This window comes from Sporomusaceae bacterium ACPt, assembly GCA_041428575.1.
Classification (GTDB): Bacteria; Bacillota; Negativicutes; order Sporomusales; family Sporomusaceae; genus Sporomusa_D; species Sporomusa_D carbonis.
In genome coordinates, this window is record CP155570.1 from 2,813,648 (window position 1) to 2,832,375 (window position 18,728).

Here is an 18,728-nt window from a genome sequence, read left to right on the forward strand (position 1 = left end):
TTATCTATCCCCCTTCAGCGGTTGAATATCAGAAACCAGATTATACCGGTCGCCACGATAATAAAACAAGCCGATTCCCACCGGTTTACCTTCGTTGGAATAAAGAACTTGCTGCAGTTTAAAAACGGGTGAACCAAGGGAAATGTTTAACAGGTTGGCCTCACGTTCACCGGCAACCTCTGCCGTCAATATTGCCTGGCTTCGTACCGGTAAAATATCAGTATTTATCGCAATAACCTCGGAAAAGGCTTTATACTGGAACTCATTTTCCAGAATCGGCTTGCCTTTACTATAGCACATATATTTGTGTTCAACAGCCATTGTCTCACCGTCGGCCGTCAGCAACCTGCAATAATATAATATACCTTGGTCAGCAGTCATCCCCAGATTTATCGCAAACTCGGGCAGTTCTTTAAGAAATCGAACATGGACAAGCCGGTATCCTGGTTCTTTGCCGAGCTGCTCCATTTCGACCTTAAACTCATCCATAACAAATGTAGCCCTGTCCAAAGAAGGTCTCGACACAAATGTTCCCCGGCCTTGCTGCGCGCTGATGAGCCCTCGCTCGGCAAGCATGTTGAGGCACTTGCGAACAGTGGTGCGGCTCAACTCATACTCGCGGCCAAGTTCGTTCTCGGACGGCAGTGATTGACCCGGTTTCCATTCTCCCGAGTATATTTTCTGTTCCAATATAGTCGCCAACTGATAGAAGGGAGGTATAAATGAATTTTTATTTATCTTACTCATAAATTATTGCTCCACCTTACAATATCTTCGTAATTGAAGTTCTACGTTGTGCGAAACCTTCCTTCAAAAACATAAAAAATTCGTAATACTTCAGAGCAGTTATCATATATTTTTAGGCCAGCGACAACTTCAAAGGAGCGACCCCGAGCAATCCCGGGGTCGCAATAGTTTTTTTCCAGGTTATAGAGTAAGTTTTCCTTGACGGTAGGCCCGTGTATACTGCACGCAGCGCTTATCTCTGTTCAACAAAGTATTGGTAGCATATACAAGCGCCATTGCCACAGGATCGGTGGGATCGATGATCGGAGCATCCATGCCATGTTCCATAGCCAGAATCATAAAAGCCCGGTTTAAATGTTTTCGTTCAGGCAAGCCATGTGACACATTGCTTAAGCCGCAGGTAACATGAATGCCGGGAAATTTGGCAGAGATCAGTTCCATCAGTTTGAAACAATCCATTGCTGCCGCAGTGTCTGTCGCAATGGCACGGAGCAATGGATCAAAGTAGATGTCATTTACGGCAATACCCTGTTCAAGCAGATCATTGACTAATTTTATTCCGACTTCAGCCGAGGTTTCGTAGTTGGCCGGAATTCCCCGGTCGTCCATACACAGTGCGACAACCGAGGCTTGGTACTGTTTGACCAGCGGCAGTACATGCTTAAATCTTTCGGTTTCGCCGCTGATTGAATTTATCAGCGGTTTTCCTTTATGTACCGCCAGCCCGCGGGCCAACGCCGCCGGGTTAGGGCTATCAATACATAAAGGCAGGTCGACGACAGCCTGGATGGTCTGAACAAGCCACTCCATTGCTTCCGGCTCATCGGCAGCGTCTAATGTACCGCAATTGGCATCAAGCATAGTAGCCCCGCCCTGCAGTTGTTTAATTGCTTCCTCTTGAATATGGGCGGCATCTCTGGCGATAACAGCTTTCGCAATTGATTTTTTCGTGGAATTTATTTTTTCTCCGATAATAATCATCGACAATTGTCCTCCATTCAAATGTTTGGAAATAACCAGCCGGGCGTACCGGCTGGTTACTGGCTGACTACTGCTGGTAGATCTTTTTGCAAATGTTTACAGCGGCCAGAGCGTCAGGCGCATAGTAGTCTGCACCGGCAAATTCCCGGACTTGTTCATTGCAAGGCGCGCCACCGATAATAACCTGTACATTGTCGCGGATTCCTGCTGCCTGCAGGGACTCGACCACAGTTTTCATTTCCGGATACGTAAAGTTGAGCAATGCACAAAGGCCCAAAGCCTTGGCCCCTGTTTCTTTAACTGTTTTTGCAAACTCTTCGGTCGCAACATCAACGCCCAGGTCGACTACTTCAAAACCTGATCCCCGCAACAGGCTGATAACAATATTCTTGCCAATGTCATGGATATCACCTTTCACAGTCCCGATAACAACTTTGCCGGCTGATTCAACCGTGGCTGAGCCTTTAAGCAGCGGCTCTAGTTTGGTCATGACATTAGTAAGTATTTCGCCGGAATAAATGAGTTCACTTAAAAAGTATTGCCCTTGAGAAAAGAGATCCCCTACAGCCACCATACCGGCATTCATTTCGCCGATTACTTCTAAAGCCGGCGTTCCGCTTTGGATGGCTTTGTCCACCAGTTCATTTACCAATCCTTCATCCAAATCACGTAATGCTTCTGCTAATTGTCCCATGTCATTAACCTCCGCTTTTTATATTGATATCATTTAGTCTTGCTACTTTAGCCAGGCGGCTACATCGTCCAGGTCCAGAGCCAGTTAAAGGCCATGGCTTCAATGGTATCCCATGGTTTTTTAATCAGCTCTTCATCACCCATTACACCGCCAAGTTCGGCTGCTTTCACTTCCCAGGGGGTAATCCTGTGCTGTTTAGCGATAGCGTCAATATCATATTTCGGTTCAGGAGCAGGTTTAGGAGCGGGCTTTAAGGTTTTGTCGTACCAGCCGTATTTCATAATGGCATCGATCATAGCCCGGAAATTTTCAGGCTTGGTGTCATAAGGTATATTGCAGCCGCCGTTAATAATAAAGCCGCCGCCTTTACCTACCGTCTCGCACAAATGGTGCACCCGTTCCTCGATCTCTTGACAAGTGCCCAAAATAAACATAGAATCAGGGATTCCGCCGGAAATGGCCTGATGATGGCCAAAGTCGGCTTTAGCTTTAAAGATATCGCCCTGGGTATCGATATCACACAAAACTTTTCCTTTCGGCAATTCAAGGAAGTGGTGCCAATGCTGGCTCCAGTCGCCTTCCAGGTAAGCCCGTATGGTATATCCGGCATCAATCAGTTTTTCAAGAACTCTCTTGAAGGATGGCCAGTAGAAGGTATCAAATTGCTTCGGTGACATAAAGCAGGCTTTATGAGTCGGCACGAAAATGGGGTAGCGTCTTAACGGATCGGCGGTTGACAAGGCAAACCTAACCATAACATCGACCAGCACGTCACAAGCTTCCAGGACCTGCTTAGGCCTGCGGTAGGTGTCCATTAAAGCTCCGCGTAAGCCTCTCAGCACATCGCCAAGAACATCAAACGGAGCAACAAACGCACCGGTAGTCGGTTGGGGCATGCCGCAAACTGTCTGCAGTTGGATCGACCGGTTCCGCATAATATTGGCGGCCATCATTTGCGCCATACCCGCTTTCAGGAAGGCCATATACGAACGCCTGGACCCGTGGTCGGCATACTCCCCAAGCACGCGCGGCAAAAACTTTTCCAGCATGAACGCGCCCGGATCTTTTATCAGCAAGTCGTACTCATCAGCTTGCATATATTCTTCTTCAACAAACTGGAACTGCTGGCGTACAGGCAGATCACGTCCCGGCAGTTTATATGTCTTGCAGCCTACCGCGTCATACAACGGCGCCCATACCCGGTTATCCCGCAAGGCGTCAACCTCGGGAAAGTCCCTGATAAAGGCCATTTCCGCCTGCAGCCACTTATCGGCATCATAGATAATTTCCTGATTCGTGCACCCGGAGTATACTTCGGCAAGATAGCATGAGCCTGAGGCGATAGGAATCCGGTCGGTAGGTTCCAGAGCAATAGTTGCCTGATATCTCCCCAGTCTTTCGTCATATAATCTTTGCACATCTGTAGACATTTTGTTTCCCTCACTTTATTTGAATTTAACCAATATCCTATATTCTATTTAGAAGATTTTCCTACACCGCCGGCCAAACCGGTTTGTTCGGCAGATGGCGGGCGCAACGGCCAAAGCATCAATATGCCGACAACCGGCCCAACGGCCATCATATACCAGACTGTACTGAAATTCCCGGTTAAGTCGATAACGCCGCCAAGTACCAGCGGCCCGATCATTGAAGCAAGCTGGAATATAAAGTTAGTTATGCCATTGGCAGTAGCCGCCCACTCCTTGCCGGCAAATTCGGACACCATCAGACTAAGATGCGGGTTAGCGGCATAGGAGCAAAATCCATAAATAAAACCGACAATATTTAGCATGGATAAAGTCGTTTGTGAACCAAAATAAATGGTCAACAGGGCACTTATAGCATACGCGGCGATGACAATGTTTTTCCGATTACCCAACTTATCAGAGATCCATCCTGATACTACCGGCGCGATTACCCCGCCTACACTGTACCAGATCAAAACCATGCCGGCCTCCTGGACCGAAAATCCTAATTTCTTGATGTACGCATTAGCCCAGGTTGCCAGTCCAAGCTCCATCCACATCAGACAAAACCCGGCGATGGCAACCAAAACGGTATTCCGGTTCGAAAAGAAAACTTTGAAACCGCCGAAAAACGACTTTTCACCTTTGGGTTCATCAGAAGTCTTAACTAAACAATAAATCAGTATACCAAGTACAACTGTGGCAATGCCTATGCCTTGAAACGCCCCCTGCCAGTTAAACGCGGCATTGAGTAAAGGCACAATGAAATTTGCCAACAATAACCCGCCTGAGGGAGCCGCCAGCAATAAGCCAAAAGCAGTTCCCCGTTCCCGTGGCGGAAACCATTCCATGAGCGCACGGGCGCAGCATGCCATCATGGCTCCGGCGCCAAGACCGGTTGCAATCCGCAGGGCAAATCCCGTATCAAAGGAACTGATAGACCCCATTCCCCAGGTAGACAATCCCTCGATTACCAGGCTTACGCCCAAAATGGTACGGACACCGAAGCGGTCAGCCAGCATCCCCGCCGGTACCTGGGTAATGACATATCCGATATAAAAGGCTGTCATATAGGCACCGGCTTGAGACATGTTCATTTTTAATACCGGAACAACAACCGGTATGAGCGGCGGCCAGGCAAACCGTGCAAGAAAAGTCAACATAAAACTAGCAAACATGAGAGCCATAATTACCCATCGATACTGACTATACCCGTCCTTTTGGACTTGACTATTCATACATACCCCTCCTTTAATTGTCTTGTTAATTGTTAATACCTGGAAACCTGTACTGCTCACCTCCTTGCCGGTATGAACGCAAATATGTTGTATTTTTGTTTGGTCGTTCACTTGTCTACACAAGTTATATTCTACAATCACCATTGATTTCCTGCTAAGATATTCAATAATTTTAAATATTTTCTTTATTGCGATATAAAGATTATTTCTGTCCGCCAACCAGCAGGATTAGTGCGGAAAAGATAGAATATTAGAGTTTGAGTGGCTTGTTTTAATTACATAGGAGGTAGATACGCTTGGCTAATTGTAATGAAGAAAATTGCCCATGCACCAATACCCAATGTGAACGGCATGGAAAGTGCTGTGAATGCATTAACTTCCACCGCAGCAAAGAAAATCAAGTATTTTGCATGAGGAAACAAATTGAAGCGGGTCAATAAGACCCGCTTCAATTGTTAAATAATATAATTAATGAATTAAACCTTAAATTTAGCAACAGCCTCAATCAAACTTTCCGCCATCCTGGCCAGCGCCTGACTTGAGGTCGCAATCTCCGCCGCAGCCGCCGACTGCTCCTCGGTGGCCGCAGACACGGTCTGCGTTTTGCTTACTGAATTTTGGGTGACTTCATCGATTTTTCTAACATAGCCGACAATATGCTGACTGCCGCTAACAATACTCTGGATTGCCGCGGAAATGCTTTGCGCCTGACTGGACACCTCTTCGATAAGAGTTACGATTTCGCCAAATGCCCTACCGGCCGAACCTACGACTTCCGTACCCAATTGAACTTCCCGGGTGCCTTTAGCCATAGCTTCAACAGCTTTTTCGGTATCTCCCTGTATTTCGCCGATCAGCGACGCGATCTGCTTTGCCGCGGTTTGAGACTGTTCAGCCAGCTTGCGCACTTCTTCGGCAACAACGGCAAAACCCCGCCCCTGCTCGCCGGCGCGCGCGGCTTCTATAGCCGCATTAAGAGCAAGCAGATTGGTCTGCCCGGCAATACCGGCAATAGTGTCTACAATTTGTCCAATTTCTTTAGAGCGTTCGCCCAATTTGGCAACTTCCCGCGCCGAGCCGTCTACCGAGTCTCTAATATTTGCCATTTGCATGGTTGCTTTTTCTATCGCCTGCCCCCCTTGGCGAGCGGCGTTGGATGTTTTTTCCGTAGTAGCAGCAACACTGCTAACACTTCCGGCAATTTGTGAAATGCTTGCAGACATAGCTTCCGCCTGCTTGGCTGCTTGGCTAGCCGTTTGCAGTTGTTCCGCAGCTCCTGCACTGACATCTGTAATAGCTCCCGCCACGTGACTGGCCGCACGGGCCGACTGTTCCGCGCTTGCCGCCAGTTCTTGAGATGCTGCCGCCACTTGCTCCACAGAATCATGCATTCGTTTAATGATTTCCCGGGTATTATCACGCATGTCATTAAGAGCATTAGCCAATTGGCCAAATTCATCCCCGGTACTGACCCGGACCGGTTCCCGCCAGTCACCGGCGGCAAATTTGCGGGTTTCAGCCAGCATTAGACTGAGAGGCTTGCGTATTTTTCCGGCAGTTACCAAACTCAGTACTGTGCCTATTACTATTGCAGCCAGACTCACCCCTGCGGCTGCTTTGATAAGAGTATTGGCCCCGGCAATTGCATTTTCTGCGCTCTTTTGCACCACTTGATCGCTATGAGCCTTAATTTCGTCCATAGTCTTCAATATTTCTGCAGTAAGCGGTACTTGAGCAGCCGCGTTTTTTGCCAACTGGGCTTGATAGAGTTGAATTCCGGCCTCATTGCCGGCAGCTTTTTCCCGGAATAAAGCCCGCAAAATGGGAAATGACTCATTTAGCATAATGTCCTTCCACTTTTGCGTAACTTCGATAAGTCTCTGAACATCTGCCTTCCTATCGCCTGTTGTAGCCTCCAGCAGTTGGTTTTGTTGCTCCAGCATCTTGTTAACTTCGGCTTCGGCCTGCTGAAAGTACTTCTCGTCACCATAAGCAACAGCACCACGAACGGCAATAACTACACCACGCTGGGCAAGCGCAACATTAGCGGCCAAGGCACTGCGCTTACTTGCCGTCTGTATTTCTATAAGCTGTTCTTTGGCGGTTTCCAGTGAAATAAAACATACTATGCCCAGTATCACAATAAGTATCATTTTTACACCAAAACCAATAGCGATGTTTTTTCCTACAGACAGTTTCATTTACATTCACCTCTCATTCTTTAAGCGAACCATACCGGACTCGAAATACAAGTAGCATTGCAATAATTCCAATAAATTCAATTTGCTTATTGCTTAATTGTGTAGACAAGTCAAAATATTACATACGTGATGCACCAACACTTTTCCTGCCTTAATTGCGCGAAATATGTCAAAATTATTATAAAATAAATATTTAATTATATTTTGTCAAACGGCTTATCCCACCGGGCCACAAGAAAGCCGGGGTTTCCAATCTGACCGTTAGAATTGTTATATTGCAGCTGTCCCATGTTTTCTAATGCCATTGCTTCAACAACTTCAATCTCCGGCGGTCCGGGTGGAACAAACAGTCCGCCTTTGATACAACGGCAGTCAGGAAATAGCTCCCTTAGCTCACCTGCAGAATACAACCGTGCTGCCGCAAAAACGCTGTCGGGATTATCGCGGGCTTCCTTCCGGTACAGGTCACCCCAGGCACTGTCACGGGCAAGAACGCCAATAACCACCCGTCCGCCTGGCTTTAACACCCGCATAGCTTCAAGCAGCGCCGCTCGCGGATCGGCAACAAATTCAAAAGCGGTAACCGATAAAACAAAATCAAAGGTTGCAGATGCAAAAGGCAATTTTAAGAAATCAGCCTCGATCCAATCGATTTTACAATTAGCTGCGTCGGCCTTGCTTTTTGCTGCTGCCAGCATGCCGGCGGAGAGATCTATGCCTGTTGTCACGCAACCATAACGCGCCAACTCTAATGTATAATTACCGGTGCCACAGCCCAGGTCTAACACTCGTTCTCCGGCTGTTACCTCTGCCATATCCCATACAAGTTTTTTTTGAATAGCGTCTATACACGATCCCCGCGGAGTTTGATACCATTGGTCATATCGATAGGCAATCTTATTAAACAGGGCCATTAAAATTCCTCCTCGTACTGTCAACATCATATGTGACAGGATTTCATCACAGGCAATGTAAATTTTCCCAGGAAATCAATAATTTTCAGAAGGCTTATTGCGTATTATTATCGAAATATTATTTTGCTTAACTCGTGAAATTCCTGCCAGATGCTCCAATTATCTTTTACGCGGGATTTAGAGCCAAAATTGATTATCGGGGAGTTGATTCGATGAAGATAACCGTTGTAATGGAAAACAGCGTTCCGGCGCGCGTCAGGCGCCCCTTCCTGGCTGAACACGGACTTTCCATGTTACTTGATACCGGGTCAAAATTATACTTGTTCGATACTGGCCAGACAGATGCTGTCGTTCACAATTTAGGATTGCTGGGCATTCATCCGGCACAACTTGACGGCATCATTCTTAGCCATGGACATTATGATCATACCGGCGGATTAAAAGCCATCCTGACCCACGCCAAAAAGAACCTCCCTGTCTATGCAAACGAAGGCATTTTCATTTCTCGGTTTTCCGGCGCACAAGCAGACCGTTCTTTCATTGGCATCCCTTACCCCCAAGACCTCCTAATCTCTCTTGGCGCTCAGTTTCACTTTCTTAACTCGGCTGTACAGCTTACAGATGATCTATGGATCAGCGGCCCCGTTCCCCGCAAGACCGGAGAGAGAGGAGACAGCCGGTTAATTGTTAAAACGAAAGAGGGGGTTGAAATTCCCGATAATATTCCCGATGACCTGAGTCTATATCATACAACTGCCGAGGGTCTGATCGTTATCTGCGGCTGTGCCCATGCCGGTCTGGTTAATATTCTTCGGTATGGTTTTGAAGTCACCTGCCAGGACCGGCTACGTGGTATCGTGGGCGGCACACACTTAGGCGGAGTCAGTTCTGAACAATGTACAGATTCTTTGAAAGAGCTTGAGCAATTACAACCTGCTTTTATTGCTGCCAATCACTGTACAGGCTTTACCATTATGGGACACCTGCAAACCGCCTTCGGTGAAAAGTTTATTCCGGCCTTTGTTGGTACAGTTATTGACTGTTAATTATATTGAGTACATTTTAAAACAAACGCCTAAATCCAGGGATTTAGGCGTTTGTTATCAACATCTATCACAATTGGAACAGCTATTTTTCTAATGCCCGCCGCAACAGCCATGACCGTGTTGATGACCGCCGCCTCCGCAAACATGTTTGACACCGTTTTCCAATTTCATTTTTTTCAGACTGCCGCAATTGGGACAAGCTATTTCCCATCCATGTTTTCCGCCGGCTGTACAAGGCGCTACTTCCCAAACGTGTTTACAATCTACACACTCGAATACCCGGTTCTCCATAGTTATAGTTACCTCCTAACATACAATAATTTCCGAAATATATTTCATAATTTAAGCAAAAAATTTACTTGGTTCGTTGGATGTTCCCCGATTGACATCTTGGACAATTCATATCAATGCCCCGCTGCCGGGTCCCATAAGGCACCGTCCATTCGTGCCGGCACTCCTGACAGATAAAATAACGCAACTCCTTCTCATATTTATGTTCAATCCGGAAAGTACCACCCTCAAAGCGGATGGCTTTGCCTTCCCATAAAGCCAGCGCAATCTTTTGATGAGCCTTGGATAATATCCGGTGAAAGGTCGAACGTGAGACTTCCATGCGCTCGGCAGCTCCGGCCTGATCCAATTGTTCCACATCTGCCAGCCTTACAGCCTCCATCTCTTCGAATGTCAGTGTAATTTCCCCGATTTCTCTAAGGGGAATACCAATTGGCTTAAAATGTGACACCGGTGGAAGCTTTTCAATTTTTCGTTCTTTATGCGGACGTGCCATGCTATTCCTTTCATTATGAAATATACTCAATAATAACTATAGCATTTATTCCAGGTACTGTCAAATATCAAAATCTATGCTTAACTTCTCCGACCGGATTATTAAAGCCCACGACTTTTTAATCCCGAACATCCTTATTTTGTTTTAAGGCGCCTGGGCCATCCTGAGCTACAGCCACTCCGGCTTCGCCAAAAGTTTTCATATCATTAAGAACATGCAAAGACGCATTAATGAGTGACATCCCGAGAGCGGCGCCTGTTCCTTCACCCAGCCGCATATCCAGTTTAAGGTATGCAGGTATGCCGATGAGTTCCAGCGCTACTTTATGGGCAGGTTCTACGGAAAAATGTGATCCTACCAAATAATCTTTAACCTGAGGCGCCATTTTTACAGCGATTAGGGCGGCGGCACTTGTAATGAGTCCGTCTAATACAATTGCGGCGCCTCCGGACGCAGCTCCCAGTATTACTCCCACCAGACCGGCAATCTCCAGTCCCCCCACTTTGCTTAATACGTCAAGCGGGTCATTCTTATCCGGGCAATTAACTGCCAGGGCAGTTCCAATTACCTGAATTTTTTTGTTAAGAGCTATATCAGATATGCCGGTGCCGCGTCCAGTCAGTTCAGCCAAAGAATTTGCGCTAAAGCAAGCAATGATTGCCGTGCTGGGCGTGGTATTGGCAATCCCCATCTCTCCCAGTCCTAAAACCTGCGAACCTTTTGCTATTTCTTGGCGGGCTATTTTTATTCCGACTTCAATGGCCCGTATAGCCTGTTCCCGTGTCATTGCCGGGCTTTGAACAATATTTTTTGTTCCGTAAGCAATCTTCTCATGGTGGACTTGCGGGAACGGCGGCAAATCAACCGCTACGCCAATATCCACCAAGACGAGCTCAGCACAAACATGCTCAGCAAAAACATTAATAGCAGCGCCGCCATGGCAAAAATTACTGATCATCTGCGCGGTTACAGCTTGCGGATAGGCACTCACTCCTTCAGCAGCCACACCGTGATCGGCTGCCATCAAGATAATGCTCTTTTTTAGCGTCCTGGGCCGGGGGTTACCGGTGATTCCTGCCATTTGACAGGCTAGGTGTTCAAAATGATGCAAACTGCCAAGAGGTTTGGTCAAATTATCAAGGCGCAATTGGCATTTGTCCATAGCTGCGCTGTCTAACGGCTTTATCAGCGAAATTATGTCTTCAAACATCAGTATATCCTCCTGTAACAATTTAATGACTACATCTGTTGGGAAACCCCGGCTTTCTCAAAAGTTGCCATATTATTTAACATTTTGATGGAAACACTTAACATATCTACAACTACCGAAGCCCCGATGGCTTCACCAAGACGTACCCCCATATCGACGCAAGCCTCCAGGCCCAGTAGTTTTAAAGCGACAATGTGGCCAGGCTCGCCTGATAAATGAGAAGCGAACATATAATCTTTGCTCATTGGCGAGATAGCATGGGCGATTAATGCTGCCGCAGTAGTGTTAAGGCCATCAATAACAACGGCACACCGGTTTGCTGCCGCTCCCAGAACAACACCTGCTAAAGCGCCAATCTCAAAACCGCCTACTTTAGCCAGCACATCAATTCCATCCTGAGGATCAGGTTTATTCACTTCGGTTGCCTTACGAACAGCGTCAATCTTCACTTTCATCCGGCTATCAGATATTCCGGTGCCGCGCCCGGTAACTTGTCCAGGATCAAGTCCGGTAAAAGCAACAACAATTGCGGCACTGGCTGTAGTATTGCCAATCCCCATTTCGCCAAGGCAAAAACATTGATATCCATGTTGAACCCGGTCGCTCACAATCTCAATTCCTGTTTCAATCGCCTGTATGGCCTGTTCGCGAGTCATGGCCGGCCCTTGGGTAAAATCTTGCGTGCCATAGGCAATTTTCCGGTGCCACAGCCCTGCGATACCGGATAAATCACCTGCCACTCCCATATCTGCCACGACCACATCACCACCGCAAAAATTAGCGAATGCGTTGGCGCTGCCGCCTTTTGCAACAAGATAGTTAGCGGTCATTTGCAAGGTTGTTTCTACCGGATAAGCACTGATTCCGTGCTTGGCAACCCCATGATCAGCAGAAGTTATAACTATGCAGGTACGAGGTATCCGGGGCTGTGTTTGCCCTGTTATTCCGGCATACTGCCGTACCATACTTTCCAACCGGCCAAGACTGCCGATTGGTTTGGTCAGGCTATCCAGCCGCGTCTGCACTCGCTCCATTGCAACAGTATCCAAAGGACTAATTTTTGATAGCGTTTCTTGCAATATACTCATAGTAACCCCCCGTTATCCTAAAGATGACACTGTAGTATCCACAAATAAAAAAGGCCTTTTTGCGAATAACACCAAAAAAGCCAGTCTAATCACCTTTAAAGTATTACCCCGCCTGTCCTCGAAGGCTTGTAATAATGGAAAAGGCAGGTCTCCTGGCTCCCGGCTCATCGATAACTTTACCCCTTCCCCTTGCGAGTGGCGCTGTAAACTCTTCCCCGGTACAGTGGCGGGACCGCGCTATCAGCATCAGCATATAACACTATGCCTTAGACTTCCCTATTATCCTCCATTAAACTGGAGGCACCTTAACCACATACTATATCCAATTGTTGTCATTATATCAGGGCATTAATGATGTCGTCAACGCTAAAAATATTTAAAGGGCCAACAAACCTTAGCTGTTGACCCTCAAGCCGTACCAACCTAAACAGAATTAGTCGATAAAATTGATTACATCCATGTTTCTTTTGGGAGCCGGTACCGGCGATTGATCCTTTTTGTATCCCAGGCAAACGGCGTAGTAGGGTTGATAACCTTCCGGGAGTTCGAATTTCTTTACTTCGTCCTCCAGCGTGAACAGATGATCAATCAAGCCGATCCAAACCGAACCAATATTCATACTTTCGGCGGCAACCAACATGTTTTGAATGGCGGCAGAACAATCTGTTAAGGGAGAATATGCATTTTTACGGCCTGACACCACAATAACGGTCGGCGCGTTATAAAAAATATGGCGGTCGCTGTTTGCTATTTTGACCACCCAGCCAATGGGGCTGGTTTTCATGACTTCCTTAGTTTTTTCACTCATATGGTTTATGAATTCCTTGTTACGAATGACAGTAAAATGCCACGGCTGATCATTGTGGCCAGTCGGAGCATAAATACCGGCTTCAAGTATCGCCTGCAACTCGGCTTCTTTGATTTGCTCTTCTTGGTAAGTGCGAATACTCCTGCGGTTTTTGATGGTTTGTATAACGTTATTAGCTGTCATAATTGCACTCTCCTTTTATAAATCTCACCAATACTGTAAAACTAAAGCATGGATAACGGGCTTGAACCAGACACGGTTCAAGTGTAACACACCATCCGGGGACAGCCTATGTTCTCAGAAATTGATTTTTCTGCTATAATAATAGACAATAATCATACTCATCGCAAGTACGCACTTTTTTGTGTTATAGTATTCTTTTATATACCATTGATTTAGCCCGCTTTAACCAAAATATAAGGAGCGATGCTCAATGATCAAATTTAGAAACACCGAATATCAATGCTCAATGGAATTAACCTTGGACCTCATTGGCGGTAAATGGAAATCGCTGATTCTCTGGCATTTGGGTGAAAATACTTTGCGGTTTAGCGAGTTGAAGAAAACAATGCCGCAGATTACCCAAAAGATGCTGACGCAACAGCTCAGGGAGTTAGAGGAGAACGGATTAGTTAACCGGTTCATCTATACTCAAATACCGCCGAAAGTAGAGTATTCTCTCACCCAAGCCGGCAAAAGCCTGCTTCCCATTTTAGCCACTTTGTGCCAATGGGGACTGAATTATGCAAATGAGTTTGAACAAGTTAAACAACCTACCGCCTGTCCAAAATCTGAATAAATAGATAGCTATTACCATATCTTACTTCCAGCAATCTCAATTCGATAACCGGGCTCCCCCAAATGAAATCAATAACACCTTTAAATAAAAAACAACAACCCAATCCCGGAAATATCGCCAATCCACCGCCAAAATCAATAGAAAAAAAGCAATGATCGCCGACGATATGCTGATAAAGCACATCAACAGCCATCCTTTCGACTACAATATAAACAAATAACTGAGATGACATCGAAGTAGTAATTCTAGTGAATTAATTGCTAAGAGGTGAGTTAGTGTGAAACATACTATAGCACATTCCCAAATCCACTTCTCAAAGCTTATGAGTGCCAGTCATTCACATCCGGCCGGGCGCGTCTACGCCGGGGAAATTATGCAACTGATGTATAATGCCGCTCACAAAGTTGCCTCCCGACATGCCGGCACTGATGTAACAGCAGTCCGCGTTGACGAAATGGTATTCTTGAATCCGATTCAAGTAGGTACGGTTATTTCTTGCCATGCCTTTCTTACCCATGTAGGAAGAACATCGATGGAAGTGGAGGTTAATCTGTATCTGGAAGGCTTATCGGCCACAAAACCAGCACTGTCGGCATTTTTTGTTATGATTGCTTTGGATGAAAACCAACGTCCAACCCCTGTACCAGGTTTAGAGCTAACAAATGAAACCGAACGGTTACGCTTTAAAGAAGGCCGCCAGCGATACAACCAGCATCGTAACTCTTCTCTCTAGCAATTAACCTGACGCATGTATCAATAAAGATTCCGAAAAAAGACTTGAGACTTGGCTTGCGCCAAGTCTTTTTATGTAGATTCCGTTATTTTTAGCAGCGGCGCAGAGTTCGGTATGCCCTATTTCACCAGCCGGGATATAGCCTTAAAAGCATCCGATCCGGCCTCGCGGCAAAGCTCAAACAGAATGGATTCCACGGTCGTAAGGACAGCGCCCTCAAACTCCATCCGCCGCAAAGCGGTGTCGTAATCGTGGCGTTTACGGGAGCCGACAGCGTCTGTTACCACAACCGGCAAAAACCCGAGAGCCTTCAGGTCAATCACCGTTTGGAGCACACAAATATGTGCTTCAATACCGGCAAGAATAATATTTTTCTTATTTGTCCCGCGCAATTGCGCAACCAGCGCCTCGTCACCACAGCAACTGAAGGTCATTTTATCCCAGTATCCGGTAAAGTAAGGACGCAGTATTTCAATGGTATCGCCAAGGCCCCGGGGATATTGCCGGGCCGCCAGCGCGGGAATGTTGAGGGCTTTCAGGCCTTCCAGCAATGTCACCGTCTTTTGCGCCAATATTTCATGGTTTTCAATATGGGGAAACAGTTTTTCCTGGATATCAACCACCAGCAACAGCGAATTTTCTTTTTCAATTCGCATTTTCTTTGCTCCTTTCATCTGCAGAAATAAATTTTCTTATTGAGTATTTTGCCTGGAATTTATATTCATTCTTCAGCTTACCATAAGATTCCTGCCCCTGAGATAATAAAAAAGCCATGTTAGCACTTCGGCATTGACACCCCTTCCGAACATAAATATACTTAAATTTATGAACATTAATGATTGCGCAGCAAAGGAGTCACGAACTTTATGGGATATGATTTGTCTTACACTTCAGCAGCCCAAAATTCCCTGTCAACAGTTATTGCACTGATACCCATAGTGTGGTTGCTCGTTAGTCTAGGTTTTTTTAAGATGCCTGCATACAAAGCGTGTGGGGCCGGTTTATTACTCAGTCTGGTCATTGCGGCTGCGGTTTGGAAAATGCCTTACATGCTTGTCCTTCAAGCCGCTTTAGAAGGAGGAAGTTTAGCGCTCATCCCCATTATATGGGTAATTGTGTCGGCATTTTTTACCTACAATATTTCTTTAAACACCGGGGCGATGGATCGAATAAAAAATTTAATGTCCAACTTATCCGGGGACCGTAGGATTCAAGCACTGGCTATTGCCTGGGGCTTCGGCGGATTTTTGGAATCAGCGGCCGGCTTTGGCACCGCAGTGGCCATTCCCGCGTCACTTCTCATTGCTTTAAAATTTGATGCTTTTTCCGCAGCAATTATTTGTTTAATCGCTAATACAGTGGCTGTTGCCTTTGGAGTAATCGGCATCCCTGTTACTACCCTGGCAACAATAACGGAACTTCCCATCACGGCTCTTTCACTGGACGTAGTAGTACAACTTACGCCTTTTGTTCTTTTGGTCCCGTTCCTGATCGTATTTTCGGTTACCAAAAGTTTCGCTGGCTTTAAAGGAGTTTTGCTAACCACCTTAATAGCCGGGCTTAGCTTCGGTGTTTCTCAATTTTTGGTTGCCAAATACATTGGTCCGGAACTACCAGCCATCGTCGGCTCTGTTGTCTCATTTGCGGCTATTATCGCAAGCGCAAAAATTTCTCCGCCGAAGCAGGAATGGCGATTTCCCCATGAAAGTCAACAAAAAACTAAAAATGTTGACACAACAGGAAATTTTAAGAGCCAGCTCATCGCCTGGGCACCTTATATACTGTTACTGGTTCTTGTTTTAGGTACAAGCAAACTGGTTCCTGCTATCCACCAAGCGGCCAGTCAGGCACAAAGCGTTGTATACATATATAATGGGCCGGGGGGAAAACCGCTATACATTGACTGGATCCTGACACCCGGAACTTTAATTATGGTTTCGGCAATTCTTGGCGGTCTCATTCAGGGTATGTCACTTCGTGATCTCACAAAGACTTTTAGAAATACCCTTTTTCAGTTACAAAAAACAATTTTAACAGTAATAACCATTGTTAGCATGGCAAAAATCTTAGGGTACAGCGGAATGGTCGGAGCGATTGCCGCCGCGTTAGCAGGTTCAACCGGTGCGTTTTATCCTATTTTTGCACCACTGATTGGTGCTTTGGGTACATTTATTACCGGCAGTGATACCAGTGCAAATGTCTTATTTGGGTTACTCCAAAAACAAACTGCCCTCCAAATCGGCGCCAATCCCAGCTGGATCGCCGCCGCTAACACCAGCGGCGCCTGCGTCGGGAAACTGATTTCCCCGCAAAGTATCGCTATAGCTACGACAGCAACCAATCTAATAGGTAAAGAGGGCGAAATACTTAACCTAACACTTAGGTATGTAGGCGGATTCGTAATTGCGTTAGGTTTTATCACGTATATATTCGCATTCTAAACAACGGCAGCGGAATCCGCTCACCCACCCTTATCGCAACGGAAAAGCTGGCCAGGATTCTACCCCCTTCACTTCCATTACAATGAAACCTCCAATGAACGCAGCAATTGCTTACCAACCGATGGTACGGGGAATTACTTTTATGTTAAAATGGAATATATTGGCAGCTGTTAGGGAGGGGATTGGATTGATTTCAAACTTTACTGTCAGAAAAGCACGACCAGAAGACGTTGATTCGATGATTAAACTCTTAAGGCTCCTCTTTTCTATCGAGGAAGATTTTTGTGTTGACGAAACCAAACAACGCCGCGGCTTGGAAATGCTATTGCCGGAAGACACTAACCGCTGCCTGCTTGTTGCCGAGCACAATCAGCAAGTAATCGGCATGTGTTCTGCGCAGTTGGTCATATCCACCGCCGAAGGCGGTTGGAAGGCTTTAGTGGAGGATGTTGTCATTGCCGAGAACTATCGGGGCTGTGGTTTAGGCAGGCAGTTATTGACTGAGTTGGAAAAATGGGCTGCATCCCAGGGGGCCAAACGCTTGGATTTATTTGCCGACCGCCATAATGCAGGAGGTTTACTTTTTTATGACAAGATGAAATGGCAACATACAAACTTGATCGTATTACAGAAGAAACTGTAATATCTTCTATATTTAATAAGTCCTGTCATAAAACAAAGCCACTATTTGTCTTTGCAGATAAATAGCGGCTTTGTTTATGCCCGGTGGTTAGCCTTGCATGATACGAAAATAACCATGGCCGCCGAATTGGTAGTCATACCACATAGTAATAACGCAACCGTAAATATTAGTAACCCGTATTCCCGTCAATTACTGTTGATATAAATTGCAACAGATGTATTACGCAGACCACAATATATTCAAAATTTGTGATTGTGGTACAATAGTATTATTATTTTTCAGGAGGCAAACCATGGCAAATGAATTTTTAAAAGATCATTTATATGAAATCTATAACCAAAATCCTTTTGTGGATTTACTGCAGATAAAGATTGTCGAACTACAAGAAGGCGCGGCAAAATTGACAATGCCGGTAGTTAATGCCAAACATACTAATTTATACAATGTGGCCCACGGCGGTGCCCTGGCATCCTTGGCTGATACGGCTATGGGAGTAGCGTGTGCAACAACCGGCAAAAAAGTATTGACGTTAGATATGAACATGAACTTTATCCGGTCTGCCAAACCCCGGGAAACCATCAGTGCTGTGGGCAGAGTCGTTCACAACGGTACTCACACTATGGTGGCCGAAACAGACATTGTAGACTCTATGAATAACCTGATACTCAAAGCCCGCGCCACCTTTTTTGTAATAGGAAATTTTCTACCGGAAGAGTAAGACTCAAAAGAATGGTCCCCGGTGAGTCCGCGAGAAACCGTACACAAAAAACAGCCTGAAAAATCCGGCTGTTTTTTTATGTCCTTATTGTTAAAATCTGTTCATTGAAGCTGTTTTTATCTTTTGGTAGACTAAAGATGACTGATGTTCAGAACTATCAAGAGGGCATATTGGTTGCGGTGTTTCGTGCCATCTTCAGCGAAGTTGGTGTTTT

Annotated in this window: 20 protein-coding genes and 1 riboswitch; of the genes, 6 read left to right on the forward strand and 14 right to left on the reverse strand. The window is 46.0% G+C overall.

What is annotated here, in order from left to right; all coding sequences use genetic code 11:
- The 7 genes from SCACP_RS14705 to SCACP_RS14735 form a co-directional block, all read right to left on the reverse strand.
- Entirely contained in the window at positions 1-747 is a 747-nt protein-coding gene (locus SCACP_RS14705) for a GntR family transcriptional regulator (protein WP_425058239.1), read from the reverse strand.
- A 180-nt stretch (positions 748-927) separates the two neighbouring features.
- Positions 928-1,728, reverse strand: coding sequence for a dihydropteroate synthase (locus SCACP_RS14710; RefSeq protein ID WP_425058240.1), 801 nt, complete (start codon positions 1,726-1,728; stop codon positions 928-930).
- A gap of 67 nt (positions 1,729-1,795) precedes the next feature.
- Positions 1,796-2,422, reverse strand: a complete 627-nt coding sequence (locus SCACP_RS14715; protein ID WP_425058241.1) for a cobalamin B12-binding domain-containing protein — start codon at positions 2,420-2,422, stop codon at positions 1,796-1,798.
- 59 nt (positions 2,423-2,481) lie between these two features.
- Entirely contained in the window at positions 2,482-3,852 is a 1,371-nt protein-coding gene (locus tag SCACP_RS14720) for a uroporphyrinogen decarboxylase family protein (protein WP_425058242.1), read from the reverse strand.
- A 44-nt stretch (positions 3,853-3,896) separates the two neighbouring features.
- Positions 3,897-5,126, reverse strand: a complete 1,230-nt coding sequence (locus SCACP_RS14725) for an MFS transporter (RefSeq protein WP_425058243.1) — start codon at positions 5,124-5,126, stop codon at positions 3,897-3,899.
- 476 nt (positions 5,127-5,602) lie between these two features.
- Positions 5,603-7,327: a methyl-accepting chemotaxis protein gene (locus SCACP_RS14730; protein ID WP_425058244.1), complete on the reverse strand. Its 1,725-nt coding sequence runs from the start codon at positions 7,325-7,327 to the stop codon at positions 5,603-5,605.
- A gap of 197 nt (positions 7,328-7,524) precedes the next feature.
- On the reverse strand, positions 7,525-8,304 hold the full coding sequence (locus SCACP_RS14735) for a class I SAM-dependent methyltransferase (RefSeq protein ID WP_425061419.1): 780 nt from the start codon (positions 8,302-8,304) through the stop codon (positions 7,525-7,527).
- 149 nt (positions 8,305-8,453) lie between these two features.
- Between SCACP_RS14735 and SCACP_RS14740 the strand changes: the two genes are divergently transcribed.
- Positions 8,454-9,287, forward strand: coding sequence for an MBL fold metallo-hydrolase (locus tag SCACP_RS14740; protein WP_425058245.1), 834 nt, complete (start codon positions 8,454-8,456; stop codon positions 9,285-9,287).
- Positions 9,288-9,377: 90 nt separating this feature from the next.
- Here SCACP_RS14740 and SCACP_RS14745 read toward each other — a convergent pair whose 3' ends face one another.
- From SCACP_RS14745 to SCACP_RS14765, 5 genes are all read right to left on the reverse strand, one after another.
- Positions 9,378-9,578, reverse strand: coding sequence for a hypothetical protein (locus SCACP_RS14745; protein ID WP_425058246.1), 201 nt, complete (start codon positions 9,576-9,578; stop codon positions 9,378-9,380).
- A gap of 64 nt (positions 9,579-9,642) precedes the next feature.
- The gene (locus SCACP_RS14750) at positions 9,643-10,074 is read right to left on the reverse strand and encodes a DUF134 domain-containing protein (RefSeq protein ID WP_425058247.1); all 432 of its coding nucleotides are present in this window, start codon (positions 10,072-10,074) and stop codon (positions 9,643-9,645) included.
- Between the two features lie 118 nt (positions 10,075-10,192).
- Positions 10,193-11,284: a nicotinate-nucleotide--dimethylbenzimidazole phosphoribosyltransferase gene (gene cobT, locus SCACP_RS14755; RefSeq protein WP_425058248.1), complete on the reverse strand. Its 1,092-nt coding sequence runs from the start codon at positions 11,282-11,284 to the stop codon at positions 10,193-10,195.
- A gap of 29 nt (positions 11,285-11,313) precedes the next feature.
- Positions 11,314-12,372: a nicotinate-nucleotide--dimethylbenzimidazole phosphoribosyltransferase gene (gene cobT / locus SCACP_RS14760; RefSeq protein WP_425058249.1), complete on the reverse strand. Its 1,059-nt coding sequence runs from the start codon at positions 12,370-12,372 to the stop codon at positions 11,314-11,316.
- A gap of 125 nt (positions 12,373-12,497) precedes the next feature.
- Positions 12,498-12,695: riboswitch (cobalamin riboswitch) on the reverse strand.
- Positions 12,696-12,805: 110 nt separating this feature from the next.
- Complete coding sequence (locus tag SCACP_RS14765; RefSeq protein ID WP_425058250.1) at positions 12,806-13,363, reverse strand: nitroreductase family protein; 558 nt, start codon at positions 13,361-13,363, stop codon at positions 12,806-12,808.
- Between the two features lie 250 nt (positions 13,364-13,613).
- Here SCACP_RS14765 and SCACP_RS14770 point away from each other — a divergent pair, with 250 nt between their 5' ends.
- Positions 13,614-13,979 carry a winged helix-turn-helix transcriptional regulator gene (locus tag SCACP_RS14770; protein WP_425058251.1) on the forward strand — a complete coding sequence of 122 codons (366 nt, stop codon included), beginning with the start codon at positions 13,614-13,616 and terminating at the stop codon, positions 13,977-13,979.
- On the opposite strand, the gene SCACP_RS14775 is transcribed toward SCACP_RS14770, so the two are convergent.
- Positions 13,954-14,172 carry a hypothetical protein gene (locus SCACP_RS14775; RefSeq protein ID WP_425058252.1) on the reverse strand — a complete coding sequence of 73 codons (219 nt, stop codon included), beginning with the start codon at positions 14,170-14,172 and terminating at the stop codon, positions 13,954-13,956. The genes SCACP_RS14770 and SCACP_RS14775 overlap by 26 nt on opposite strands.
- An 84-nt stretch (positions 14,173-14,256) precedes the next feature.
- On the opposite strand from SCACP_RS14775, the gene SCACP_RS14780 reads away from it, so the two are divergent.
- Complete coding sequence (locus SCACP_RS14780) at positions 14,257-14,712, forward strand: acyl-CoA thioesterase (protein ID WP_425058253.1); 456 nt, start codon at positions 14,257-14,259, stop codon at positions 14,710-14,712.
- Between the two features lie 119 nt (positions 14,713-14,831).
- Here SCACP_RS14780 and SCACP_RS14785 read toward each other — a convergent pair whose 3' ends face one another.
- Positions 14,832-15,368, reverse strand: a complete 537-nt coding sequence (locus tag SCACP_RS14785) for an isochorismatase family protein (protein ID WP_425058254.1) — start codon at positions 15,366-15,368, stop codon at positions 14,832-14,834.
- Positions 15,369-15,578: 210 nt separating this feature from the next.
- On the opposite strand from SCACP_RS14785, the gene SCACP_RS14790 reads away from it, so the two are divergent.
- The 3 genes from SCACP_RS14790 to SCACP_RS14800 all read left to right on the forward strand — a co-directional run bounded on the left by SCACP_RS14790 (position 15,579) and on the right by SCACP_RS14800 (position 18,514).
- Positions 15,579-17,153, forward strand: a complete 1,575-nt coding sequence (locus tag SCACP_RS14790; protein ID WP_425058255.1) for an L-lactate permease — start codon at positions 15,579-15,581, stop codon at positions 17,151-17,153.
- 94 nt (positions 17,154-17,247) lie between these two features.
- Positions 17,248-17,796 (forward strand): N-acetyltransferase family protein, encoded by a 549-nt coding sequence (locus SCACP_RS14795; RefSeq protein WP_425058256.1) that lies wholly within the window; start codon positions 17,248-17,250, stop codon positions 17,794-17,796.
- Between the two features lie 292 nt (positions 17,797-18,088).
- Positions 18,089-18,514: a PaaI family thioesterase gene (locus SCACP_RS14800; protein ID WP_425058257.1), complete on the forward strand. Its 426-nt coding sequence runs from the start codon at positions 18,089-18,091 to the stop codon at positions 18,512-18,514.
- Positions 18,515-18,728: the final 214 nt, after the last annotated feature.